Source organism: uncultured Erythrobacter sp. (genome assembly GCF_947502395.1).
Classification (GTDB): Bacteria; Pseudomonadota; Alphaproteobacteria; order Sphingomonadales; family Sphingomonadaceae; genus Erythrobacter.
The window spans coordinates 287,963-313,503 of sequence record NZ_CANMZM010000003.1 but is presented as its reverse complement, the minus strand read 5'-3'; the positions used below and the strand labels follow the sequence as shown (position 1 = coordinate 313,503).

18 protein-coding genes are annotated in these 25,541 nt (G+C 57.2%); 6 read left to right on the top strand and 12 right to left on the bottom strand.

The genetic code is table 11. The features are described 5' to 3' along the window. Nucleotides 1-10: 10 nt before the first annotated feature. Nucleotides 11-922, top strand: a complete 912-nt coding sequence (locus tag Q0778_RS12815; RefSeq protein WP_298336574.1) for a LysR family transcriptional regulator — start codon at nucleotides 11-13, stop codon at nucleotides 920-922. Here the strand turns inward: Q0778_RS12815 and Q0778_RS12810 are convergent, their stop codons facing one another. The 5 genes from Q0778_RS12810 to Q0778_RS12790 form a co-directional block, all read right to left on the bottom strand. Continuing rightward, nucleotides 923-1,324, bottom strand: coding sequence for a zinc-binding dehydrogenase (locus Q0778_RS12810; protein WP_298336572.1), 402 nt, complete (start codon nucleotides 1,322-1,324; stop codon nucleotides 923-925). Next, a complete protein-coding gene (locus tag Q0778_RS12805) occupies nucleotides 1,317-2,144 on the bottom strand; it encodes an AraC family transcriptional regulator (RefSeq protein WP_298336570.1) in 828 nt (275 codons plus the stop codon). Before Q0778_RS12805 ends, Q0778_RS12810 begins: the two co-directional genes overlap by 8 nt. Further along, nucleotides 2,141-3,025, bottom strand: a complete 885-nt coding sequence (locus Q0778_RS12800; RefSeq protein WP_298336568.1) for an AraC family transcriptional regulator — start codon at nucleotides 3,023-3,025, stop codon at nucleotides 2,141-2,143. The genes Q0778_RS12805 and Q0778_RS12800 overlap by 4 nt, the downstream gene beginning before the upstream one ends. 155 nt (nucleotides 3,026-3,180) lie before the next feature. Further along, on the bottom strand, nucleotides 3,181-3,432 hold the full coding sequence (locus Q0778_RS12795; protein ID WP_298336566.1) for a hypothetical protein: 252 nt from the start codon (nucleotides 3,430-3,432) through the stop codon (nucleotides 3,181-3,183). Between the two features lie 340 nt (nucleotides 3,433-3,772). Further along, on the bottom strand, nucleotides 3,773-4,732 hold the full coding sequence (locus Q0778_RS12790) for a tetratricopeptide repeat protein (protein ID WP_298336564.1): 960 nt from the start codon (nucleotides 4,730-4,732) through the stop codon (nucleotides 3,773-3,775). A gap of 145 nt (nucleotides 4,733-4,877) precedes the next feature. On the opposite strand from Q0778_RS12790, the gene Q0778_RS12785 reads away from it, so the two are divergent. Genes Q0778_RS12785 through Q0778_RS12770 form a run of 4 tightly spaced genes read left to right on the top strand, consistent with a single transcriptional unit; the run spans nucleotide 4,878 to nucleotide 10,990 of the window. Then, nucleotides 4,878-7,397: a cyclic nucleotide-binding domain-containing protein gene (locus tag Q0778_RS12785; RefSeq protein WP_298336562.1), complete on the top strand. Its 2,520-nt coding sequence runs from the start codon at nucleotides 4,878-4,880 to the stop codon at nucleotides 7,395-7,397. Continuing rightward, nucleotides 7,397-8,260, top strand: coding sequence for a hypothetical protein (locus Q0778_RS12780; protein WP_298301145.1), 864 nt, complete (start codon nucleotides 7,397-7,399; stop codon nucleotides 8,258-8,260). The genes Q0778_RS12785 and Q0778_RS12780 overlap by 1 nt, the downstream gene beginning before the upstream one ends. A 10-nt stretch (nucleotides 8,261-8,270) precedes the next feature. Further along, on the top strand, nucleotides 8,271-10,061 hold the full coding sequence (locus Q0778_RS12775) for a cytochrome c3 family protein (RefSeq protein WP_298336560.1): 1,791 nt from the start codon (nucleotides 8,271-8,273) through the stop codon (nucleotides 10,059-10,061). Between the two features lie 2 nt (nucleotides 10,062-10,063). Further along, nucleotides 10,064-10,990: a metallophosphoesterase gene (locus Q0778_RS12770; protein ID WP_298336558.1), complete on the top strand. Its 927-nt coding sequence runs from the start codon at nucleotides 10,064-10,066 to the stop codon at nucleotides 10,988-10,990. A gap of 77 nt (nucleotides 10,991-11,067) precedes the next feature. On the opposite strand, the gene Q0778_RS12765 is transcribed toward Q0778_RS12770, so the two are convergent. From Q0778_RS12765 to Q0778_RS12740, 6 genes are all read right to left on the bottom strand, one after another. Then, a complete protein-coding gene (locus Q0778_RS12765) occupies nucleotides 11,068-15,507 on the bottom strand; it encodes a multiheme c-type cytochrome (protein ID WP_298337666.1) in 4,440 nt (1,479 codons plus the stop codon). Nucleotides 15,508-15,589: 82 nt separating this feature from the next. Beyond that, a complete protein-coding gene (locus Q0778_RS12760) occupies nucleotides 15,590-17,503 on the bottom strand; it encodes a hypothetical protein (protein ID WP_298301140.1) in 1,914 nt (637 codons plus the stop codon). Between the two features lie 2 nt (nucleotides 17,504-17,505). Next, nucleotides 17,506-19,461, bottom strand: a complete 1,956-nt coding sequence (locus Q0778_RS12755; protein ID WP_298336556.1) for a heme-binding protein — start codon at nucleotides 19,459-19,461, stop codon at nucleotides 17,506-17,508. A gap of 2 nt (nucleotides 19,462-19,463) precedes the next feature. Beyond that, a complete protein-coding gene (locus Q0778_RS12750) occupies nucleotides 19,464-20,807 on the bottom strand; it encodes a multiheme c-type cytochrome (RefSeq protein WP_298336554.1) in 1,344 nt (447 codons plus the stop codon). A gap of 391 nt (nucleotides 20,808-21,198) precedes the next feature. Further along, nucleotides 21,199-22,332: an acyl-CoA dehydrogenase family protein gene (locus Q0778_RS12745; protein ID WP_298301133.1), complete on the bottom strand. Its 1,134-nt coding sequence runs from the start codon at nucleotides 22,330-22,332 to the stop codon at nucleotides 21,199-21,201. Nucleotides 22,333-22,363: 31 nt separating this feature from the next. Beyond that, entirely contained in the window at nucleotides 22,364-23,560 is a 1,197-nt protein-coding gene (locus Q0778_RS12740) for an acyl-CoA dehydrogenase family protein (RefSeq protein WP_298301131.1), read from the bottom strand. 201 nt (nucleotides 23,561-23,761) lie between these two features. On the opposite strand from Q0778_RS12740, the gene Q0778_RS12735 reads away from it, so the two are divergent. Beyond that, nucleotides 23,762-24,319 (top strand): phosphoribosyltransferase family protein, encoded by a 558-nt coding sequence (locus Q0778_RS12735; RefSeq protein WP_298301129.1) that lies wholly within the window; start codon nucleotides 23,762-23,764, stop codon nucleotides 24,317-24,319. Here the strand turns inward: Q0778_RS12735 and Q0778_RS12730 are convergent. Next, complete coding sequence (locus Q0778_RS12730) at nucleotides 24,316-25,527, bottom strand: nucleoside transporter C-terminal domain-containing protein (RefSeq protein WP_298337663.1); 1,212 nt, start codon at nucleotides 25,525-25,527, stop codon at nucleotides 24,316-24,318. The two genes, Q0778_RS12735 and Q0778_RS12730, sit on opposite strands and share 4 nt — an antisense overlap. Nucleotides 25,528-25,541: the final 14 nt, after the last annotated feature.

Here is a 25,541-nt window from a genome sequence, read left to right as displayed (position 1 = left end):
GATATAATCGATGGATCTTGAAGGCCTTCGGCTGTTTGTTCGCGCGGCTGAGAAATTGAACATCAGCGCGGCGGGTCGAGACCTCGGATTGGCCCCGGCCGTCGCCAGTGCGCGGCTCGCCAAACTAGAACGCGAGGTAGGTGCTGAGCTGCTTCACAGGTCCACGCGGAAAGTCTCGGTTTCGATTGAGGGTGAGGAATTTCTTCCATTTGCACGCGAGATGCTTGCGCAACGCGATGCAGCTATGGCCGCGCTCGGCCAGGGGCGCCCACAAGCGTCCGGTACGATCCGCCTCGCCGCTTCGAGCAGCTTTGCGCAGCTCTACATCGCCCCAATCCTGCCCGAGTTCCTTGAGCGATATCCTGAGATCAACCTCGACCTGCGCCTGTCAGATGCACAGTTCGATCTACTCGAAGGCAGCTTCGATCTCGCTCTGCGAAGCGGAGTATTGGACGACAGCAGCCTAAAAGCGAGGAAGCTCGCCGACGCCTCTGATGTCCTGTGCGCCGCGCCGGAATACCTCGCGAAAGCCGGGATGCCGCAGAACCCCGAAGAAATGGCCGACTATAACTTGATCGCCTTCCGGCAATTGGAAAACGCCGTTGAGCTTGAGCGCGACGGGTACCGCGAAACGATCACCATGCAAGCGGACGGCACCAGGATCGTACTGGATGACGGAGCGAGTCAACGGCTCGCGACTAAGGCTGGTCTTGGAATTTCGCTGAACGCGCGCTGGAACGTGGAGCGCGAACTGCGTGATGGGGTCCTTGTGCAAGTGCTTCCTGAGTGGAAGGTCGTTAGTGATCGGGCGCTGTGGCTGGTCTATCCTAAATCCAACGTGCTGACCGCCAAGGTGCGGGTTCTGATTGACTTTCTGGTTGAAAAGATCGGTCGCAATCCGCCTTGGCAATCGAGTTGCTGACTAGGCGACTTCGATGACGACCTTCCCGGTCGCGTCACCGCTGATCAGCCGGTCATGGGCACCACCAGTCTGTTCAAGAGAAAACCGTTGCTCATCCAACAATGGTGCGACTTTCCCTGCATCGACCAACTTGGCAATCTCTCCAAGGATACGGCCATGTTCAGCGCGCTTGAAGTCGTGGAGCATTGGGATCAGCATAAAGACAACGTGGATCGACAGCCCCTTGAAGTGTGCGGGAGTGAGATCGAGCTCAAGCATCGACACAGTGGTAACGACCTGCCCGTTGAGCGCGGCAGCTTCGAAGGATTTGCTCATATTGGCGCCGCCAACGGAGTCGTAGACGACATCAAAACCAGCTCCGCCCGTATGCTGATCAACGTAGTCCGCGACTTGCTCATTCATGAAGTCGATCGCTTTCGCGCCGTAGCCGTTGATGATCTGGATGTCCTTGTCGCCCGTGCAGGTCGCGAAGGCGTCTGGCCTTACTGACCCGCTTCTCAGCGAGAAACGCATCGACGGTCCGGCCCGTCGTCGCCTCGAAGCTGCGGGTGAATTGCCAGGGCGACAGGCCCGCTTCGGCCGCCAATTCGCCAATCGTTATGCCATCGGCCATCCGCTCATGCATGAGAGAGACCGCCCGGCTGAGCACCGCATCGGAAAGTGCATGAGCGCAACCGGACCGTAGCTCATCGGAACACCGAAACAGTCTGACCAGGATGATCTGAAACAGGGCGTCGACCCTCAGCGCCTGCGTCGGTCCGCCCTGCGTGACGGTGAGCCAGAGAGCCGCGATACTGTCCTCCGGTTCAGTATCGTTGAAGGTTGAATCGCGGGTCAGCACATCGAGGTTTGAAAGCGGCGGCGCGTCGTCGCCGAAAACCCAGGCAACAAGATGCTCGGAAAAACTGACGACGGTTAACTCGTGGCGGCCATCTATATCGAACAAAACAATCGAGTGGGATGGCTGGAAGCTTAGTCCCGGTTTCGGGATACGCCCTGACACCCAACCGCCGCCGACATCGACTTTCATATGGGTCGATATCGGCGCTTTGACGAGACCGATGCAGAGCGCGTCGCCCATCTCGTCGGTCTCACTGTGCGCGTCCTGCCTGACATGGAACACATCGAAAGGCAGATGCCCCGGTGTCGCAACTTCCGGCGCGAAACGGCCATAGGCCTCCTTGTACCAAGCGGCGAACTGGGTTGCCGGCTGCGCGCTCACGCCGCCAACGTTTTTCTATACCGTGCAGGCGTGACGCCGAGATTCTTGGAAAAGGCCGTCGTCATATGCTGCTGGCTGGAAAAACCGCAGGCGTAGGCGATATCTGCGATCGGGTCGCGGCTATGATGCAACGCCTCCTTGGCCCGCGCCAAGCGGCGTTCCATGATGTAGCCATGGGGCGTATCCCCGGTCTGGGCCTTGAATCGCCGGGCGAAATGAAAGGGTGAGACGCCGACCTCGCCAGCGATCTCTGGCAAACTCAACCCTTCGCCGAGCCGGTCTTCGATCAGGGCGCAAGCCTTGGCGATCTGCTCTTGGGATAGCCCTGCGTTGCTCTCGTTTACCGCTTGCCCGGATAATTCGGCAAGGCGAACGATCATTAATTGGAACAGGCTATCCATCTTGACGCCAGCCATGAGGCCCTCTTTCGCAGCGGTGTCCCACAGCGATAAGATCAGTTGGCGGATTTCTCGGTCCCGAATGAGAATTTCTCGTGTCAGGGGATCGAAAGCCCTTCTAGTCGGCGCGGCCTCGCCAAGGGTCGCAGTGATGGCGCTATCGGGAAAACTGAGCACGAGCAGGTCATGCCGACCTTCAACTGAAATCCTGGGGGCGCTGTCGGCAGGCTGGAACACGAAATGCCCCGGTGCACTGTGCACAGCCGCCTTTCCATCGCCAAAATCCCAATGGCTAAGCAGCAACGAGTCTTGACGGACTGCCATAGCGATACAGTGGGAATCGCCCATCTCATCAACGCTCTCGTGGCTATCCTGTTCAACACAGAACAACTCCAGACCGGACGCCCCCGCCGCGCGGTGTTCTTGCGGGAAACCGGCATAAGCCTGCTTGTACCAGTCGGCGAAACTCGCTTGTGTTGCCATATGCGCTACCGCCGTTTTGCTCTTGCGACCCCTTCAGTTCCCAGAAAGGTTTTCCAATAGACTGTTTTGCGATAGCACAATCCTATCGCTGCGCCTTACACATTCTTGCTCGACGGATCTGTTCGGCTGAGTGCCTTAGCGCTCAAAAGCGTGAATTACCTACTCTTTTGAACGTGCGTGCGGTCTTCTGAAACCTCCTTGGTCAGCGTGCGCCCCTTGGCCAGCCGCCGCCCAAGCGTCTCTAGGAACCCGCCATATCGCTCTCTGCCTGACGCCTGCGCGGCCTCGCGCATATCGTCCGGCAGGGGCGGCGTGGTGGTGGGCCAGAACTTGATGAACAGCGCGATGGCCTCATTGCCGACGGAAACGTCGCGCTCCAGCCGCTCGACCGCGCTGGTCAGCTCCATCGGTTGAAAGGAACGAGGCGAGGACGGCTTCCACGATCTGCGATTTCGAGAATTTCCGCCGCGCCGCTAGTGCGTCGAGCTCCGGGCTGAGTGTCGGGTCAAAATATACGTTAAGGAGATCCTTTTTATTCCGGACGCCTCGATGCAAGCACATTCAAACGAGAAGTTCGGTGAGGTGCTCGGTTGCGCTCGATGATCGAGTTGTTGCAACCTCCTCGCGGCGGCTCTGGATAACTTCAATCCAAAACCCGACTGACCGCTTTCCACCCCCAGAAGCAGCCATCTGGAGGAAATTGATCGGGCCACAAAAGGAAACGGCGACAACCCCGCTTTGCAGCCGTCATTCAATCCCCAACAGCCCAGCCTGTCGTCGAAGCTCCGCCTCTTCACCTGGATTGGCAGCGACGGCTTTCGCTAAAGCCTCGCGCGCTTTGCCGGTTTCACCCAGCGTCATGCGGCTGCGCATTAGCATCACCCAACCATCCAGATTGCTGGGGTCCCCTGCAAGCCTTTCTTCAAGGCCAGAGACCATGCCGGCGATCATCTGCCGCTGGTCGTTCTCCGACATTTGGCGCGCGTCGGCGACTTGCTGAGCGGTTGGCCCGCGCACTGTGGGAGATGCCGCTTCGCCCGCTGCTGTGCCTGATCCAGGAATTGCGATTTCAGGCGTGCGGGTGGCCATCACGCTGGACAGGCGATCGCCCAGATCAACCTCATTTATCGCCGCCACTTGCTCAATCGTGCGGACCACATCGCCTTCCCATGGAGCGCCCACGGGCGTGTCTTCCAACAGGTCGAACCAGCCATCAATTGCGCCCTGATGATCGCCGTCGATATCTTTCTTGACCGCCATGAAGTAGCGCGCGCGAGGATCGCTTTCGTCGCGCTCGAGCGCTTTTTCGAACGCCTCCAACGCGCTCGGCGGTAGCGGATCAGCGTCGGGTACCGCCGCATCGACCGCCATAACCCGCGCTTCGCCCAAGGCTGACCACAGCGAGGCGGAAGTGTCGTCAATCTCGACTGCGCTTTCATAGGCGCTCACCGCATCGGAGAATTCACCGCGCTCAAAATGGGCAAAGCCAAGCTCGCTCCACGGCCCGGCATCATCGTTGGAACTTTCTGCCGCCTCTCGAAGTTCCGCTATTGTCGGTAATTCATTGCTCGCAACCTCGGCCGGCGCCTCACTCTCGCCGCTTGAATAGATATTGTAGCCGATCGAAGCGACCGCCAGCAGCGCCGCGCCTCCAAGCAATATCCAACCGGCTCGTCCGCCAGATTGGCTTTCCGAACTGTCCCCCATTACACCCCCAATTGCGCAAATTCGTATAAAGCTGTGCATTTTGCACTAGCATCTGTCGCCAAAAGCGGCAATTGTATCTGGCATTGGGGCTCACTTTCTTTAAGGTGCAGCTAGTGTGTAATCTATCCAAAAGGGGGGGGATAGATTGTCTGACTTGTACAAAGTCGCCATTATTGGATCCGGCCCTGCCGGGATGAGCGCTGCCGGGCAGGCCGCTACGCGTGGCATGTCGCACATCCTGCTTGAGAAAACCGATCACCTCTCAGACACCATCTTCAAATACCAAAAGGGTAAGTTCGTCATGGCGACCCCTTCCGACCTTGCCTTGCGGGCGGGTGGATATGAAGAGGGCGTCGCCGAAGGCATGCAGTTTGCAGAGGGGACGCGTGAAACGATCCTCGGTATCTGGAACAAGCACTGCCGGATCGAAGATCCGAACATGCCTTTTTATGAGGGCGAGGTTCAGGATTTTGAGATCAATACGAGGCTCAATGCCGAAGTCGTCTCTGTCGAAGGGGAAAAGGGCAATTTCTCAATCAAGCTGAAAGATGGTGACACCATCCGCGCAGAGACCATCGTCCTTGCGATTGGCACGCAGGGGAACCCCAACAAGCTGCGTTGTCCTGGTGCCGATCACCCGATGATCACACCGCAACTTGATGATCCTGAAGACCATATCGACAAGAATATCGTCGTCGTTGGGACGGGCGATGCAGGAATTGAGAACGCTCTGGGCCTTGCTACGGACCCGGCGCTTGGCAACACTGTTACAATCCTCAATCGCGGCACCGATTTTGCAAAGGCAAAGATCAAGAACGCGACCGATCTGACCAGTGCGGACGAAGAGGGTGACCTCAATATCGCCTATCGCACCTCGCCTTCCGAAGTGCGCGATGGCGAAATGGTGGTGGAAACGGCCACGGGTGAAGAAGTCATCCCGTGTGAGATGATCATCACCCGCATCGGTTCTCAACCGCCCCGAAAATTTATAGAGAGCATGGGGATCGAGTTTACCAGCGAAGACCGCAGCGCCTTCCCCAAGCTTTCTGCCGAGTTTGAGACGACCAAGGACGGCGTTTTCGTTATCGGTGCTCTGGCGGGTTATCCGCTAATCAAGCACTGTATGAACCAGGGCTTTGATGTGATCGAATATCTGCACACTGGCTCTGCGGTGAAACCGGCGGATGAGCCGCTGCTTGAGAAGGTGTTTGAGAACCTGCCCGGCGGCAAGAGCGTTGACTATTGGCTCGAACTCTATCGTACCAATGTCGATATTTTTGCTGGCCTTTCGACCTTGCAGATGCGCGAGCTTATGCTCGATTCGATCTGCACCGCCTTTGCTCCCGGCGAAGTGATTTTCAGGCGCGATGCTCCGGGGTCTTCACTTTTTGCTCTGGCACAAGGTAGTGTCGCAGTCGAAGTCAATCCCAACGATCCGTCCATCACGGTGCCGATTGGCCAAGGTTCAATCTTTGGCGAGGTTGGTCTGGTTTCCGGTCGTCGCCGGGGCGCTACCATTCGCGCTGCCGAAGATGTGGTGGTTGTCGAACTCTCGCGTAAGGCTGCGCTGAAACTGATCGGCTCTTCGCCCGAAGCGGCAGAGGCGGTGAAGCGGATCTCGATCGAGCGTCAAATCCTGCAGCTGTTTGGATCAGGCTTAACGCCAGAAGACATCAAACCCTTGGTTGACAGCGCGGAGACCGAAGAAGTCAGCGCGGGCAAAGTCGTCATCCAGGAGGGTGATAATGACAAAGACCTCTTCATCGTACGCTTTGGCTCGATGCAGGTCGAAAAAGGCAGCGAAGGTAGGCAGACCTTCCTTGGACTGATCCCAGCGGGCAATTTCTTCGGCGAAATGGGTGTCATCGATGGCCAGGCGCGCATGTCGACGGTGAAGGCCTCGGTCAAATCAGAAGTGATCCGATTGCCAGGTGAAGGCTTCCTCGAACTGTTGGCCAAGAAGCCGCAGCTGCGTGAGCGAGCTGTGCAGATCATGGCAGACCGCCGACGTTCCAATGAAGAGATCGAAAGCCAGCAAGCCAAAGAAGACGGCAAGGTCGATAGCTACTCAGGGCTTGCATCCTTCCTCTTCGACGAGGGAATGGGCGAGGCTACAGATGCGCTGCTGATCGATGAACGGCTGTGCATCGGCTGCGACAATTGTGAGAAGGCGTGCGCAGATAGTCACGATGGCCTCTCGCGACTTGAGCGGGAGACGGGCAAGACCTTCGCTTATCTCCATGTGCCCATAAGTTGTCGCCACTGCGAACACCCGCATTGCATGACCGATTGCCCGCCCAACGCGATCCAACGCGGGGCCGATGGCGAGGTCAACATCAATCGCGAAACCTGTATTGGCTGCGGCAATTGCAAAAGCAACTGCCCTTACGGCGTGATCAATATGGAGCCTGTGCCGCCGGAAAAACCCAGCCTGTTGAGCTGGTTGATGTTTGGCGCAGGACCGGGGCCGGGCGAAGCGCCTTACTCCTGGCGCAAGGAAAACGCGCAGCCAGGTGTCGCCAAGAAGGCCGTCAAATGCGACATGTGTGCGGGTATTGATGGCGGACCTTCTTGTGTGCGTGCATGCCCGACAGGGGCGGCGATCCGCGTATCGCCTGACAAGTTCCTGACCTTTGCCAAATTGACAGAGGACGTTGAGAGCTGATGGCGAGCATCCCCGAAAATCGGTTTGACGAGGACGAGAAGCGACGGAACGCTGACCACGTCAGTTTCCTCAAGCATCGCGGATTCCGCTGGCTTTGGATTGCTCTGCTGCTTAGCCTTGTCAGCACCATCGGCTATGCCCTGATCGACCAAGAGCCGCGGCCCAATGGCGGAAGCTGGTATGGTTATACGTTAGGCACGATCGGACTCTTGATGATTGTCTGGTTGTCGCTTCTTGGCATCCGCAAACGCAAGATATCAGAGGGCGCATGGAGCCTGAAAGCTTGGACAAGTGCGCATGTGTATCTGGGGCTCGCATTGATTGTCGTGGGCACGCTCCATACCGGGTTTCAGATTGGTTGGAACGTCCATACACTCGCCTATGCTCTGATGCTGATTGTAATCTTGAGTGGGATTTGGGGGGTGTACGCCTACGCAGCCTTACCAAAGGCATTGTCAGCCAACCGCGGTGACAAAACCGGTGGCGATATGTTGGACACCATTGCCGATATTGATCGCAAGCTTGATAGCGCAGCCCAGCCTCTAGGACGTGCAGCATCTGATCTGGTGCTCGCGGTCTTGGGACAAGACGTATTCTATGGCGGCGCATTTTCCCGGCTCACTGGCTCTTATCCTGGCTGTGCCACCAAGCGCGCCCTCAACGGTATTCCCGCATCCGGCAGTGAGGCCGATGCCCGCGTAAACGAGCTTCTTACCAACCGCACCGAACAACTGTCGCAAATCCGTCGCCATCTTCGCATCAAGGCGATGCTTGAGATTTGGCTCTTCATCCACATTCCAGCGACGATCGCCTTGCTCGCTGCGCTTCTCGCGCATGTGATCAGCGTGTTCTATTATTGGTGAGGGCAGCGTTATGGCATTCCTGATCCGCACCATTGATGTTGCAAAGTCCGGCCGCGAGATCGTGCGTGACCGGACGGTGGAGCAATCCGCGCTTACCATCGGGCGCGCGAAGGACAGCGACATTCATCTGCCCGACCTCAAGGTCGAGCTGGAGCATTTGCAGCTATCAGACGCTGGCAGTGGAATGCTCGAAGCCCGCGCTCTGGGCGAACTACCGTTTGATCTTGATGGGCAAACCGTCACTCAAGGTACCATTGATCCCAATGCAGGCGGTGAGATTGCTGTTGGCCCAGCGCTCCTCGCGATTTCGCGTGATGGGGATGGTCCGGTCCAGATCATCATCAAGCCTGCGCCTAAAGAGAACGCAGCAAACGAACCTGAGGCAGGCTTTCTTTTGGCCAGCGCCATGCCAAGCAAGCGCGCGATGGCATGGACGTTCTTTGGGCTGATTTTCGTACTGCTGCTTTCGGTGCCAGTGATCTCGCATCAATTCCGAGACCGGGTCGAAAACGATCCCGAAGACCTCAACAAAGGCGCAGTTCTGATGGACGCCTCTTGGAGTACGGGTGATCTCAGCATGGCGCACCATGATCTAGAGGATAATTGTGAGGCTTGCCACCAGACCGCCTTCGTTTCGGTTCAGGATGAGACCTGCATCACGTGTCACGAGGGGCTCGATGACCACGCCAAGATGGATCGGCAACTGACCGGCATGCCGCCCTTCAGCACAGGCGACGCAATCCAGTGGGACATTGGTCAAGCTCTGGGCAAGGAAGGTCCGCTCGGCTGCGTGTCGTGCCACACCGAACATGAAGGTCCGGTCAAGCTGGAAGCATCTGATCAGAAGTTCTGCGCGGACTGCCACAATGATATGGACGTTCGCCTCACCGACGTGGCTTTCGGCAATGCCGCCGATTTTGGTGAGAAACATCCACAGTTCCGTCCGAAATTCTACACCGAGCATTTCGACAAGGAAGCGAAGCGCATCTCACTGGATTCAGAGCCGGTTGAGAAGAGCGGCCTCGTCTTTCCGCATGACATCCACGTCTCGGAAGCAGGTGGTGCCGCCCGGATGGCGATGAGCCTTTCGCAATATGGTGCACCGCTCGAGTGCAGCGATTGTCACGAGAAGGATGAAAACGCGCCTGGTGGGTTCAAACCGGTGGTGATGGAAGATTCGTGCGAGGCTTGCCACAGCCTGGTTTCCGGAAGCGTCGGTGGAGCCTTCAGGAGCCTTCGCCATGGCGATGTGGTCGATTTGATGGAAGACCTTGCCAGAGTAAACCTCGGTTCTCGACGTACGGTTGTCACCGGGCGCGATCGTCCGGGACAGTATTCATCGAGTGGGCGCTATTACGCCAATTTCGGTCGCCCAATGCGCGCCTACATTGCGATCAATCGTGCGCTCGAAAAGGGCGGTACTTGCGGCGATTGCCACCTTCGCACGACAAGCGATGGAAGGCCTGACCTGATACCGGTTAACATTCCAGACAAGTACATCCACGGCGGCTTCTTCCCGCACGCAGCGCACGGTGATGATGTTGCTGAATGCACCGATTGCCACGCGGCCGACACCTCTGGTGAGGCCACCGACCTGCTGATCCCTGATCTCGATAGTTGCCGAGACTGCCACTTGGGCGAGACTGCGATTGAGACCGAAGAGATCGTCCCATCAAGCTGTGCAATGTGCCACGGCTATCACACGCCAGCGATGCCATGGCGACCCGAAGATCATCCAGATTTGCCCGGGAATGACGGCAATGATAATGTTGCAGCAATCTTGAGCAGTCTAAGGCGCTAGGCATGCATATGAATAGGCCGGATAACGGCAAGCCAAATCGTGGCAGACCCGGTGTCCTGATTGCCCAGATCACAGACACGCATGTCGGTTTTGAGCCCGAAGCGGGTGAAAACGAGTTTAACTTTGTGCGATTCCGCAATGTGCTTGGCCATTTATTGAGCCAGCCGGTGCAACCCGACCTGCTGATACTGTCCGGCGATTTGACCGACAACGGAAGCGCGGAATGCTATCGCCGTATTCGTGATTTGATCAGCGAATGCCCGATTCCGATCGAGATTATTCCAGGCAATCACGACAGCCGCGATGTCATGCTCGAAATTTTTCCCGAGTGTCCAACGGCTGATGGCTTCGTGCAATTCGCGCTGGAGCTAGGTGAAGGCGCGGACAAGCTGCGGGTGCTGTGTCTGGATTCCTTCGAGCCCGGACGTCATGGTGGTGCCTTCTGTGAAGTGCGCGCCAATTGGCTAACCAAGCAGCTCGACGCGCATCCCGATACGCCGACCGTCTTATTCATCCATCACCCCCCCGTTGTGGCTGGGATCGAGTGGATGGATCCCAAGCCGCACGAGCCATGGATGCTGCGCTTTCATGAGGCTGTGAAAGGCCGCAAGCAGATCGTCTCGATCCAAGCGGGGCATTTGCATCGCCCACTGCATTCCGTGGTGGAGGGTATCCCGATCAGTGTGACCCCTGCGGTTGCACCAGCGGTTGCGCTGGACCTTCGTCCAATGGACGCAGATGTTGCAGATCACCGTCCCATCGTGGACGCGGAGCCACCGTTCTACTCTCTGCATATCTGGCGCGATGGCACCTTCGTTTCACACTTCCAGCCAGTGGGTCAATGGCAGACGCTCGCGCGGTTTGAAGAGCACATCAAGCCGATGATGAAAGGCCTTTTTGCCGAACGCCAGGAGATCGAGGCAGACTAGCCTCCAGGGACAGCCCAAACGGCCTCCAGCATTCCAGACGTACCATTGCTTAGAGGGTGAGGCGCTAGCCGAGCCGCTTAGCCGCCGAGGTTGCCTTCGTCCTCAGGCGCAGTGTCAGGTCCATCCTCTTCGCGACGCGCGCGCGATTCGAGGGCCATATTCGAGCCAAAGCCACTGCCGACCCAACGGTTCATATCGACATCGTCGGTGACCTTCCATGGAACCCCTCCGCGGGTCATGAAGAGTTTCTCCATCTCCGCCCGTGTGAATGGCCTCGAGCCAAGCCGTCCGAAGACCGCCATCTGACCGCCGGTCTCATCCACCGCACGGTCGCGGTCGAGACCTTTGGAAAGCGCAAGCGCAGGTGACGGTGTTTTCGCATAGGCGATTAACTCTGGAACAGGCGCTGGGCTAAAGCCGTAGAAGTTTCGCTGACTATCCGGGCTTGTGAGTTGGAGCACCTTGAGCCCGTTCTCACCATCCGCGACATAGGCGAAGAGCGATGCATTAGTGGAGCCCACGATCACATCTTCAGCATCGTTCAGTGTGCCGTCCATCGTGACCTTTTGATAAAGCTTGGGCGAACGTGGGTTCTTCACATCGAAGATCATCAAGCCATCGCCCTTGGCCGCGACATAAGCATAGGTCCGCGCGACATAGATACGGCGAGCATCCGCGATTGGATAGGTCGCCTCCGGCACCGCAACCGGATCGGCCAGCTTGGTGACATCGAAGACCTTCAAGCCTTCATTGTCGGTGAGCCACAGATAGCGGAACTGGATTGTTGTCGCGCGTGCACCTTGCAGCGGGATAACCTTGGTGACGCGAGGCGCTAAGCAGCTCTCTGCCGGGTTGCTTGGATCAAGCTCACACTCATCCACGTAAGGCGATGCCGGATTGTCTGGAATGTCTTTCGGCAGATAAACCACGACAAGCCCCGCATCAGCGGTGATGTAGGCATAGTCGCCTGCCAGCGTAATGTGGCTCGCACCGGTAAGAACGCCATCAGGGTTCCATGCGTTGGCACCGCCTGGGAAGATCGCGCGTTTGAAGAAGTTGTTACGGAACTCGCCATCGGCCAGCGTGTTCACATCGACCGCAATCAGGCCCTCTTCGCTGTCCGTGATAAACGCATAGTCATAGACCGGGCTGAATGGTTGCTCTTCGTTGACCTCGCGCATGCGGGCGGTGTTGCGCTCTGGCGCGATCGGCTGGTTGGTTGCCACCGCCATGCAGGTTGCATTCTTGGTGCTGACCTTGGTGTCATGGCCAAGCGGCGAGAACGGGGCGGTGATGATCCGCTCAGAAATGCCCTTGTTGGCGATTGAGGCAATGTCATAGGCTTGAAAACCGCCCTTGCCTTCGGCGACAAAGAGATACTCGCCGCGCATTTGCAAGCAGCGGACGGCATCGCCCGTGCCTTCATGCACGTTCACGAATTCCTCGAACGGCTTGGTCTCGCCCGAGATATCGCCGTCAAACGCTTCTCCGCGCACCCAGTTCTTGAGCTCGCGCCCATTGTCCTCGACATGGCGACGCCAGTAGTCAGGATAGGAATAGCGGTGCAGGTATGAACCCAGCACTGCTTGAGGCTCGTCATATTCGGTGACGCGAACGGCGGAGATACCACCCTCAAGGCCGGTGAACGCGTGCATGCCGACAAAGTTCACATAGTTTGTGCCGAGCAAGAGGAGCTGCGCCATGATGGCGTTGTTGTCTTCCGCCTCCGACAGGTGACAGTCGGAGCACTGCTTCGTCTCTGTCTTCCTTACCGTGTGCGGGAAGTGCGGCGCGAAGGCCTGGCTAGAAAAGCCCACTGCCGAGATCGGTGGCTGCTGCACATAGATGCGTTCGCGGTTGATATTGGTTGAAGAGAGCACCAGTGCCGAAGTCGAGCGGACAGGAGCGGTTTGATTGCCCTTGGTCGTCTGGTGCTTGCCCAGTTGGAACATCTGATCGCGCGCAACCTGAGGGTTGTAACTTGCAAAGTTACGGGTCGATCCGCCTTCATAGCGGTGCGATTTGGTTTTCCAGTTCGCCTCAATCGGCAGGTGACAGCCACCACAGCTGGTCGTCCACGAAAGGTGACAGGTAAAGCACGCCATGTTCTCGTCATCATGCGCGCGTTCGCCCTTTGTGATACCGCTGCCGAATTCGAAATTGCCCGTTTCCGCTCCATAGACGCTCATCAGCTTAGAGCGCGCAGCTTTCGCATTGAATGTGGGAGCTTCGGGGTTGACGGCGTCTTTGACGAGGCTGACTTCCCATTGAAGCTCGGGATCGAGGAGCGAACGCTGAATCAGGACACGTTGTCCGTCCTCTTTCTCCATCCACTCAAAGCGGCGCTGTCCATCAGGGTTGCGCAAGAGGGCAAGGTTATGGCCTTCGGGCGGAGCGGCAGGGCCGCTCGTCCGGAGCGTTGGATAGGCGTCGGCAGTGCCGTGGCAATCCTTGCACCCGATCTCAATCGCATTGGCTACCTCTCCGTAGATCAGGCCGTTACCATGCGTGTCCTGCTCATAGTGACAATCCACACATTGCATGCCCACCTCGGCGTGGATGCTCATCATATGAACAGCAGTGCCGGGATTGTTTGATCCGTTCTTCGCCGGGTCTTTTTCGACCTCAACGAATTTGCCCTCGCCATCCTTGCGCCAACGCTGACGCCAACGCTCATCGTGATAGGCCTGCTCTTCCGGCGTATCGGTTTCCGGATTGCCAGGGCGCAGAATTTCACCCTCGGCGTCCAGCAGATTGCCGTCGCGGTCGCGTTTGAAGATTCCGCGGAAGTTCCACCCGTGACCGTGATAATCGGCAAATTGGGTGTGCTCGAGCTCCGGGTTGAGGTCATAGACGTTTCGCAGGAAGTCGATATCCGCCCACATGCCGCGTGCCGCGGCACCTTCAGGATTGCGGTCGAGAATCGCACGGACTTGTTCAGCGGTCGGGAAACGTTGGGTCTTGTAGAATTCCTCGTATGCCTCATCGCTCATGCCGTGAGGACGCGGCGTCTGGTTCTCAGGGCCTGACCACATCATCGGGGCATCGCTCTCATAATCCCACATGGTGTAGCCAAGGTAAGAATTGAGGAAGATATTGGGTTGGTGCATGTGGCAGGTCATGCACTGCGCGGTGGGGATCGCGCGGGTGAAGACATGTTTGAGCGGATGACCTTTTTCGCGCTTTGGCTTACCACCATGCGCATCGTGGCCGTCTTCGGCGTGATCCTCAGGGCCTTTGAGTGCTCCATGCCCCCCCTCAAAGGAGCCGTTCTTGAGGCCGCTCTCCGGCAGACCGATATCTTTCTTGTACCCATGCCCGCCCGCTTCACCCGGGTTACGTCCGCCTGAGGTCACGCGCTGATAACATTGGAGCGCGGCGTTGGTGTTGGCTTCTGGATTGATACAGGGATCGACTGTCACGGTCTGCCCATCGCGGCCATATTCGGCATAGGTCAGGCTGTGGCGCGGCTCGCGGTCATTGGCGTAGATCACATGGCACGACGCGCAACCTGAGTGGCGATAATCACCCGGCTGATCATTGGTGCCCATGAACCATGTGAATGGATCATTGAGGCGGGTCTTGTGAATGTTCAATGCTGGGATCGCAACGCGCAGGCCAGTACCCGGTCCGCGGTTCGATTGTTTGAGATCAGGACGGCCCGGCTCTTCCAATAGTTGGATACGACCGGTGATGCTGGGCTGACCAATCTCCGGGAATTGCGAGTTAATGGTCCGGCCACCACGCTCGAAAACCCGGAAGACATCGGCAGGCGGAATTACATGCCAAGTTGGCAACGGATAAAGCTGCCCCAGAACACCGCGCTCCTTTTGCGCATCGGAAAGCTGGTCATTTGCATCTTCACCCGGTGAAGCGATTACCGTTCCAACGCCGGAGATCGTCGCGCTGTCGCCTGCGCGAGTATAGGCTTCGCCCAAAATGTAGTTCTTAAATGGCAGGATACCATTGTTGTAGGTAGCCCCGCCCCACAGCATCGCTCCGGTCGCCATGATAGAACGCTCGGCTGCTTCAATCGACTGGATATGGCACGAACCGCATGCTTCGCGTGCGACGCGATAGTCTGTCGGGTTCACGAACTTCACAAACTCAGGCGATTCCTTGTTGAGCAGTGCGTAAGAGCGCTCTGGGTTCGCAGAACTAGGGAAATGCCAGCTGTCGGGATACTTCGGAAGCACATGCGCACTGTCACGCGCAGCAAGGTAATCTGGGTGCTCGTAAGGCAGCTGCGGATTGCCAGCCACAGACGGATTGCCGCCGTGGCAATCGGTGCAGCCCAGCACCACAGCGGGTGTTTCGTGCATAGTCGGCGCATCGCTTGCGCGGTGGCAAGTGAGGCAACCTTCCGATTTTGCGTCTGCATCAGCCTGCGACTGACGCGCGGGCGCAGGGGCCGCTACTACAAGGCTGTAATCGCGCTTCGTTGGTTTTTCCTTATCCGCTGCCTGTGTCTCAGCTTGGAAGATCGACACGCCCAGGATGAGCGCAGCCGTCGCGATCAAGGCATGGATCGGCGTCAAGAAGCGAAACTGTGAGCTAAGGCTCTTCAAAGGTCTGCTCCCTAGAGTCATGAAAGCGCCATCAGTAGGTCAGCGTTATGTTTGCGAGGACGGAATAGAAATTCCCCTCATTGCCAAGATTGTCGAACAGGTCTTCAAACCCGTTGCCCGAGATCAGCGTAGCTGCGGATAGGCGGAAAACGATGTTCTGGTTCGCCTTGGGCCGGTAGATCGCCGACGCGGAAAGGTCATAGCCAATCTCAGTCGGGATCGAACCCTCGATCCGAAAGTTCTCGAGCGTTGCCGTATTTTCAAACCACAGATGATTGGCATTGGTGCTCAGGCGAAATTCCGGAGTGATATCGAAGTCGGCACCAACACCCACGAGCCAAAGGCCGGGATTGAGGAAGTTCGACTGCCCCTGCTCCTTCGAAGAGCGCAAAGTGTTCAAGATGCCGTTGCGACCATTGACCGAGATGACGCGGCCACCGCCAGCAAACGGGATGGTCTGACGAATCCAGTAAGACGTGTCGGCACCGGCAAAGACCGGGTTCTCAAAGATTGCGTCAAAGCCGGTATGCGTGTCATCAAACGGCTCACCGTCGCCGCTTTGATAGAGCCCCGAAAGGCGGAATCGGATCCAATCGCGGTCATAGCTGAGTTCGACAGCAGCGAATTGCGCATCGATATCGACCGGCTCGCCGGTCAGGATCGAATTGCGCTCCTCACCCAACGCCCAATAGGCACTGCCGGTTATGTTAAGCCGGCCGATCCGGCCATCAACGTTATAGCCAAGGTAGAACACGTCATACTCGCGCCCGCGAATATCGCCGAGCAGCGCGGGACGGACAGGAAACCCATTGGTGTCAATCTGGATATCGTCGGCTTCGCGGTTGCGGTTGTAGGCAACGGTGAATTGGCTGGTCAGAGCCGGAATCAGGAAATCCTGACGGTAAACATTGGCAAAGAAGACGAAGTCATCGCGCGGTGACTTGGCCACCGAGTTCAGGCCGCTGTTCGTGTCTTTCTCAAGCCGCCAGAAGCCAGCGAGATTGAACTGGAACCGGTTGTTGTCACGATTGCCGAACAGCCGAACGCCCAATTGCTGATCTTGAAACAGGAAGCCGCGGAAATCGGCCTGGAACGGCTGAATACCTGCACGGATTGAAATGAAGTCGAACCGGTCACGATCAAATTCGGTGAAGTGGTAATCAACAAAGGCTTCTTGCACGCCCAAAAAATGGTCCAAACGATGGCTTGGACGCGAAGGCTCCACAAACAGCACGCGCCGCTCTGGAACGTCGACATAGTTGACGTTGTAGGCGAGCGTAAGGCGATACTCGATGCTCGGCGGCTTGTAGGCGGTTGAGCCCTTGAGAAGCGCGGCACCGACAATGAAAGTCTGCGACAGCACAGTCGAGAAATCATTGCCGAAGACATCCAGCCTGTCAGGATCTTCCGTCGTCTGAATGCCCACAGGAATCGGGAAAGTACGCGGCTCGTAAACCGTGTCGCTGATCGCATTCAGGACGAAAAACCAGTCGTCCTCCTTGATCGGCAACCATGGCACCTTTTCGCGATTGATAGGGCGGTCGCCCTTATAGGTGTTCTGATTGTACGGATCGAGAATGCTCTCACGGATCACCGGATTGCCATCGATATCGGTGACATTGTCGATCAACCGCCAACGATCGGGGATCGGCACTTGATCAGGAGAAAAGGCCTGCGGAGGAGGCGCGCGTACAGCGCCCGGATTCTCCTGCGTCACGCGCTCTGGCAACTCTGCGTTGAAGCCAGGACGCTCGCGGCCCTCAATAACCTGATTGTTTAGCTCGTCCGCCTCTTCCTTCGCGGTCGTATTGAGGCCTTCACGATCTATGCTCTGATTGTGGTCTGGCTTCCCCGCTTGGTCATCGAGCGGTGGCGCAGTAGCGGGCTCCTCGCCCGGAGCCGCCTGAAGCAAGATTGTCAAAGGAAGAAGAGAGATTGCGCTCATAGCTACAGTCCCTCGCACACGTTCTGCGTTGGATCGTCGAGGAAAGGCGCAAACGGACAGTTGATATAGCGCAGGCGCACTTCGCGATTTCCAACCGCCACCACAATCCTATCAGCGCGAATCTCTTTGGGCGCATTGTTGATCGTGCCTGTGCGTACACCTGCATTGTTGAGACCCAGGAAGCTGATCATATCATCCTGATCGATCCCATCGCCCGAAACGCCAATACCGCCAACAAGCTGATTGCCGCGATAGACCGGGACTGAGCCCGGGAAGATTTGGATGCCATTGCCGAGCCTTGGGGCCCCATCGACTGTGGGCAATTTGGTGCAGCCGCGCGCTGTATCGGTGGGAGACTGGCCCAAGACAAAGGCCAAATGCTCCCCGAGATTTTGCAGCACCAGAGCAGATTGCAGGCCGGTCGAAAACGGATTGAATTGCTCGATTGGCCGTGAGAGCGGTCCGTTGGGAGTGCCCACTTCGCCATCTGGAAAGAATGGCCGCGCAAGGTTACCGCCTGAGCGGTCCGCGAACGCAAAAGCGCCTGTCAGTGCGTTTTGGTCACCGAGAAAATCACGCACCCGTTGCACGAACTGCGGAACTTCCAGATCGCCTGCCAAAAGTTCGTCAGCTGCAAATGGCGCAGAGAAGAAGTTCGCGGTGCGCGCCTTTTGCAAAGACACATCGCTACCGAAAATTGGCGCGTCGGCAGAGCGCACAATGCCAAGAATCTGACCACGCGTGTCAACGAGGCTCAGCGTGACCTGCGCCTGGCTATCCAGAGGACGGCGGATTTGCGCACGAGAGCGGCTGATTACGATGAACGCCTCTTCGAGGATCGCAGTCGCTTCGGTTTGCGTAATCGGATTACCGACATCCGCGCCATCGGTTCCTCCACGAATGGGGAAACGATTGTTGCCAGCGCCATCAGACATGACAAACGCTCCGCCGAGGGAAAACTCTGCGTCGGTGGCAGGGCGAATGCCAGAGGCCTCCGTCCCATAAGCGGTGCCCGCACGAATCGTCCCGTCGAAGAAACCGATTACGGGCGCGACAGCCCCTGCAGTGCCGGTGAAACTCGCTCCAGAAACATCAGCGAGCGCGCCATAGGTCGCATCGGTGTATCGGAAGTTAGTGCCGTCAGCTGAGATCCGATCAGCGCGGATTTCTAAAGGCGCCTCAAACCCAACGGTTCCAGCGAGCGCGATAAATTCGTCTGTGTCGACATCAACATCAAGAACATTGGGGTCAGAGCCGTAATCAGGGTCAGCTGCTACGCCAATGCCACCAACAACTACGCCGTTCTTATAGAGTGGAAAGCCGCCAGGATCCGCTGAAAGCCCAAGCGGCGAACGCTGAGGTCCGATCATGCCATCGCTGGCGCGCGCGGAGAAATCAGAACAAGGAAGCTGACTGAATTGCACTCCAAAAAGCGGTCCGCTTTCTAGCCCCACGGTGGTCGGCGAAGGCGGGAAATGCTCTTGCACAATCTGAGATGCCACGCGTGTCGAGAAAGCGTTCCCCGCACTTGAAAGGTAGGCCCCGGTAATCGCTTTGGCGATTGCTGCACCGGCGGCGGGCACATCCAAACCTTGAATGTCCACATTTTGACCATTGGGCGCTCCGGGTATCGCGACAAAATCGCGCGCGCCCGGCATCACAAAGATGCCAAGCACATTGCCGACCCGATCAGTCACGGCAATCGTCGCTGCTTCACCCTGAGAACTCGCTTGAGCGGCGGCCTGGGCGATGATCTGTTGCACCTCCGCCACGGTGAGGCTTTCCTGCGCAGGTGCCGCAAACAGATCGCCCGGAGGCGCCGGTGTCGGCGTTGGCGCAGGAGGCGGTGTCCCTGCCGTTCCACCACCCGCAGGTGTGGGCGCAGGACTACCCCCTCCACCGCAAGCCGCCACTGCCAGAAGCGGCACAGCCGCAAGAAGTTTCCATCCCCCCGCCATGCTTATTTCAACCTTCGAATGGATGCTAGCGCGGAGGCCAGCGCAGTGCGGAAGTCCGCCGGATTGTAAGAATTGGGCTCCTCAACAGCAGCATAGGCCTTATTGATGCTGGTCCGGATGCTGGCCGCGGCACCCGGCGTTACGCGGCCGTTTGTAACGAGACCATTGAGCAGCGTATCCACGGCCATCACCGCCTGAACCGAGCCCGAATAATCGGTGAAGCGCGGCCTTGTAGCATTGCTACCGATAATGTCGATCACCTTGAAGGCATCCGAATTTGCGTAGGCGCGCTGCGAAAGCGCATTGGAAAGCGCTCCAGCACGCCGAGACAAAGCACGAGCAGCTTCGCGAGGGTTCTGACCATTGCCACCAAGAGCGCCATGGAAATTGCGACTTGCCTGCTTGAATTCATCTGCGCGGCCGGGAACCAGAGCCCCTGCGACCGCAGAAAGCATGATGATACTCTCATCGTTGAACGGCGCATTGCCAAATGGGATCGGGCGGCCGGGATTCTCTTCAAAAGTCAGGCGGCGGTTAGAAGAATCCTGAATTTCGCGGTGACACGAATGACAATCGAAGAAGTAGTATTGCGGAAACGCACCCTCCATGCCGAACTTGGGATTTGAAAACAGGCCTGTGGCACGCTTAACCGCCTCCGCTTGTCCCACCGCCCAAAAGCGCACCGAGTCCGGCGCACGCTTGCGACGTTTGTAGTCATCATCGACGTTGTGGTGCTGCTGAAGCGCGCTGAACAGGTCGAGCTCGAATGAGACACGAGGGTGGCCCGCTGCCATCATAGAGTGCGTGACGAACTGCCCAGGCTTGGTCGAGCCATAATGGCAATCGAGGCAAACATTGGCGCGAACTTGCGGATTCTCGAGCGGGGTCAGTCCATCGGAAACATTCGATGCGTGGGTCGCTGGCATTGCATAGTGGCTGGAAAGCCAGCCCTCTGCCGCTCCGTGGCAGCTTTCACAACCCACACCGTCTGAAAGTTGAAAACGATCACCGCGACTGGCGGCAGGAACATATGTCGCGTGACACCCAAGGCAATCCTTCGCCTGAGTCGCATTACCTAATCCAAGGCTGCGCGCGATCTGCTGACCGCGCCTTCCAGCAAGCACGGCATAAGCGCGACTGTGCGCGCCACTTGCTGAGGAAGGCTCCTGCCAGGTTGCGATTTCATCTTGGCGGACCACCGCACCATTGCCTTCGGCGCGACCATGACACGTCGAACCTGCACAAGAGGCTACACCTTCAAAGGTTGAGTTACCCGAAGCCGTCACCGATGGAATGATTGCAAGAAGCCCGAACGCGGCGAGCACGCGCAAAGCGGCGCTGTTCATGCGGCGCAATGATCCAGGAATACCCCTATTCGGCCCTAATACTGCCATCTCTTCCCCCCACGAGATGTTCCAACTTTGCCTTTTTCTAGAGACAGCGCAAGCCCTAGCTCACACAACTGCCCCTATCTGTTGCCCAACACACACAATTTCTAGCCGCTTCGCTACCGCTAGGCTTGTATGGTCTCGACACGAACGCGGCAAAGGCCTCGCGCCAACAGTTCGATTCTACCAGTGCATCCTCCTGAGCTTTCCAAGACGATGCAACCGTCAATGACTTATAGAGACCAATTTGAATCAGAAAAGTGATGGAGAACACAAAAGCCCCGAAGCTGCTCGCTTCGGGGCTTTTTCAGTGTCTTGCGAGCTTGAGCCCCATGGTTTTGTGTTCTGATCAGCTGGCGAGCGCGATGTGGCGCTTCATATGATGGTCAATATTGCCAAACTCAGAGTCGAAGATCGTCAGACGTTTGAAATAGTGACCGATGGCATATTCATCGGTCATGCCATTGCCGCCGTGGATCTGAATTGCCTCCTGGCCAATGTGGTGCGCGGCCTGAGCCACACGCACTTTTGCCGCCGAGACCGCTTGCTTGCGCTCGCGCTCTTCGTTCTCGAGCCGCAAGGTGGCGAGATAGGTCATCGAGACCGAGCATTCATACTCGGTGTACATATCGACCATGCGATGCTGGAGCACTTGGAAGCTCGCGATTGGAACACCGAACTGCTTGCGCTGCTTGGCATAGTCGAGAGTCATTGCGTGAGCGACCTTCATCGCGCCGCATGCTTCTGCACACTGTGCCGCAATCGCTTCGTCGGTGACCCGTTCAATCAGCGGGAGTGCATTGCCCTCTTCACCGATCAAAGCGTCAACAGGAACCCGTACGTTTTCAAAGTAGACTTCCGAAGCGCGCCTGCCATCGACGGTGGCGTAATCTCGAGTGACCACGCCTTCTGCTGACTTGTCGACTACGAAAACGGAGATGCCGTTCGCGTCAGTGCGCTCGCCGCCGGTCCGCGCAGTCACGATCAAGTGGCTTGCCCAAGGTGCGCCGATAACGACCGCTTTGTGACCGTTGAGGACATAGTCGCCGCCCTCTTTCTTGGCAGTGGTCTCAAGGTTGGCGAGGTCATAGCGTCCGCGTGGCTCAGCATAAGCGAAAGCAAAGACGCGCTCGCCAGAGACGATGCCCCCGATGTGCTCTTCTTTTTGAGCCGCTGTTCCAGCATGCTTCAAAAACCCACCAGCGCAGACGACGGTTGGCACAAATGGTTCAACCACCAGGCCTTTGCCGAACTCTTCCATGACAACCATGGAATCGATCGCGCCGCCGCCAAAGCCGCCGTCTTCCTCGCTAAAACTCATACCAAGGATGCCAAGCTCTGCGAGTTGACCCCATACAGCTGTGCTCCAACCGGCTTCGCTTGCGATCAGTTGGCGACGCTCTTCTGCGCCATATTGTTCACGGACCATGCGCGACAAACCATCGCGCACCATGTCCTGTTCTTCAGTGAAATTGAAATCCACGTTTCGTTCCCTCTCAGAGTGCCTTCGCGCCTTAAAGGCCGAGGATCATTTTCGTGATGATGTTGCGCTGAATCTCGTTCGATCCGCCATAGATCGACGTTTTGCGCATATTGAAATAGGTTGCGGCTGAGTGCTGAGCATAGTCGGGACCGATGGGGTACTCGTTGGAGCCTGCATCAGCGATCGATCCATACATAGGCGTGCCATATGAGCCCACTGCCTCAAGCGTGAGTTCGGTCAGGCGCTGCTGAATCTCAGTGCCCTTAATCTTAAGGATTGAGCTTTCAGGACCGGGGCCCTTGCCCGCCTGTTCCCCAGCAAGCGTGCGAAGTTCTGTGATCTCAAGCGCGGCCAGATCAATCTCAAGCTGGCTCACTTTACGAGCAAAATCGAAGTCAGCCATGAGCGGCGCGCCGTCCATGGTTTCATTGGCAGCAATCTCGCGCAGTTTCTCAACACCGCGCTTGGAACGAGCAACGCCAGCTATGCCTGAGCGTTCGTGAGCGAGGAGGAACTTGGCGTAAGTCCAGCCCATGTTTTCAACGCCGACAAGGTTTTCAACCGGCACACGCACATCTGTGAGCCATGTCTCGTTGACCTCATAACCGCCATCGATGAGTTTGATCGGCTTCACTTCAATGCCCGGCGTTTTCATATCGACGAGAATGAAGGAAATACCCTCCTGAGGTTTCGCCGCATCGGGATCAGTGCGGCACAGGAAGAAGCCCCAATCGGCGTATTGTGCAAGCGTAGTCCAGGTTTTCTGACCGTTGATCACATAATGATCACCATCGCGAACGGCGGTCGTTTTAAGCGAAGCAAGGTCAGAACCTGCGCCGGGCTCTGAATAACCCTGACACCACCAAACATCGCCCGACAGTATACCTGGAAGGTGCTGTTTCTTCTGCTCTTCGTTTCCGAATGAGTAAATCACCGGACCAACCATGGAGACGCCGAATGGCAAAGGCATAAAGGTGCCAACACGCGCGTTTTCTTCAGACCAGATGTACCGCTGAGTCGAATCCCAACCTGTGCCGCCATATTCGGTTGGCCACGCGGGCGCCGCCCAACCCTTTTTGCCAAGGATCTTGTGCCACGCGGTCATGTCTTCAGGCGACATATCTTCGCGGTTGCCCATGCCCTCAAGGTGCTTTGGGTGGTTGGCTTCGATAAAGGCGCGCACTTCCTCGCGAAAGGCGTTCTCTTCGGGCGTGAATTCGAGGTTCATGCTCTGGTCTCTCCGGTTGATCTCGTTAGCTATCGTCCTGCCATACCTTACGCTTACGTCAAGGGTCGTTTAATCGCATTTCAGCATGGCGTGTTCTGTTCAAAGCAACGGGTCTGTTGCATGTATGGATGCAAGCTAACACACGAGGGCCCAAAGCCGTAAGGGAATGGGTGACAATGAAAGATCGGGGCAACTCCGCAAATGATCGAGAAAACATTTCTGAGCGCCGATGGGCTGCTCGAAGATTCCTATATCCTTGGCGATGCCATTATCGAATCGGGTTTCCATCCCACCCATATCGTTGGCATTTGGCGCGGCGGCGCCCCGATTGGGATCGCGGTGCAGGAATTGCTGGAATATCGCGGCCATCCCTGTGATCATATCGCAGTGCGCACTTCGTCCTACACCGGCATTGATCAGCAGGACAAAGAGGTGAAGGTTCTGGGCCTCAATTATCTCATCGACAATCTCGACCGGGAGCATTCGCTGCTTATCATCGATGATGTGTTCGACAGTGGCCGATCCATCGAAGCACTCTTGCGAGAGCTCTCTGCCAAATGCCGCCGCAATCTCCCCGAAACGATCAAGGTGGCGACGGTCTATTATAAACCAACTCGCAACAAGACCGATCTTACCCCTGACTACTTCGTCCACGAGACCGACGACTGGCTGGTCTTCCCGCATGAATTGCAAGGGTTAACCGATGAGGAAATCCGCGCGCACAAGCCAAGCGCCTCGCTTGTACTGGGTAAGCCTTAAGCGAACCCGCCCAGCGCAAAGATCACGCTGACAATCGCCGCGCTGGTGAAGTTTGACAGCGTCCCTGCGAGCAAAGCTTTAATGCCAAGCTTGGAAATCTCGGCTTTGCGCTCGGGTACCGCTGCACCCAGCCCCGCGATAAGAATGGCGAGCCCGCCGAAATTGGCAAAGCCGCACATGGCAATAGTCAGCGCGATTTGCCCCTGCGCACTGAATTCATCGGCGACGGGAGCGAAGTTTGCATAGGCCAGAAACTCATTGAGCACGACCTTCTGCCCAAGGAACACCCCTGCCCGAGTGGTCTCCTCCCAGGGCACTCCGATAATGTAGGATATTGGTGCAAAGGCATATCCGATCAGCAATTCAAGCGAGAGATCGGAGAAACCCAGCAGACTGCCCACTCCGCCAAGGATTCCGTTCAGGAGCGCAATACCGGCGATAAAGCCGATAAGCACCGCAATGACACTGAGCATGATTTGCATGCCGAGTGTCGCGCCATCGGTCGCCGCTTCGATCAGGCTGGACGCGCTGGAAAGGCTCGCGGGGTTTGCGTCGTCATCATCGTCCAAATCGAATGCCACTCCCGTTTCCGGCACCAACATGCGCCCGAACAAGATACCCCCGGCGGGCGCCATAAAGGCGGCGGTCAAGAGCAAGTCGCTGCGGATACCCAGTGCGGAATAGGCGACCAGAACCGTCCCCGCGACGCTTGAGAGCCCCAAAGACATCATCACGAAGAGCTGAGCACGCGATATCTTTGGGAGATAGGGCAAAACAGTAAGTGGGCTCTCTGCCATTCCGACAAAGATATTCGCCGCTCCGCACGTGGATTCCAGCCGGGATGCTCCGGTGAGAAAGCGCAATGCCCCACCGATGATGCGGATCACCCAAGTCATCACGCCAATGTGAAACAGCACCGCCATAATGGTTGCGATGAAGATGATAACGGGGAGCACTTGGAGCGCAAGAATGAGGCCGCTTGCCGGGTCCGCCAATGGACCGAAGACGAAGCTGATACCTTCATTGGCATAGGATATCGCCTCCACCACCCCGCTTGATAGGGTTTGGAGGACTGCCTGTCCGACCGGGGTTACCAATGCGAGCACCGCAACTGCAATTTGAAGCGCGAGCGCGCGCGCTGCGTTCACATAGTTGATCGACCCGCGTGCCTCAGAAAGGAGGATCGCAACGCCAATCAGAACAGCAATTCCAACAAAGCCAA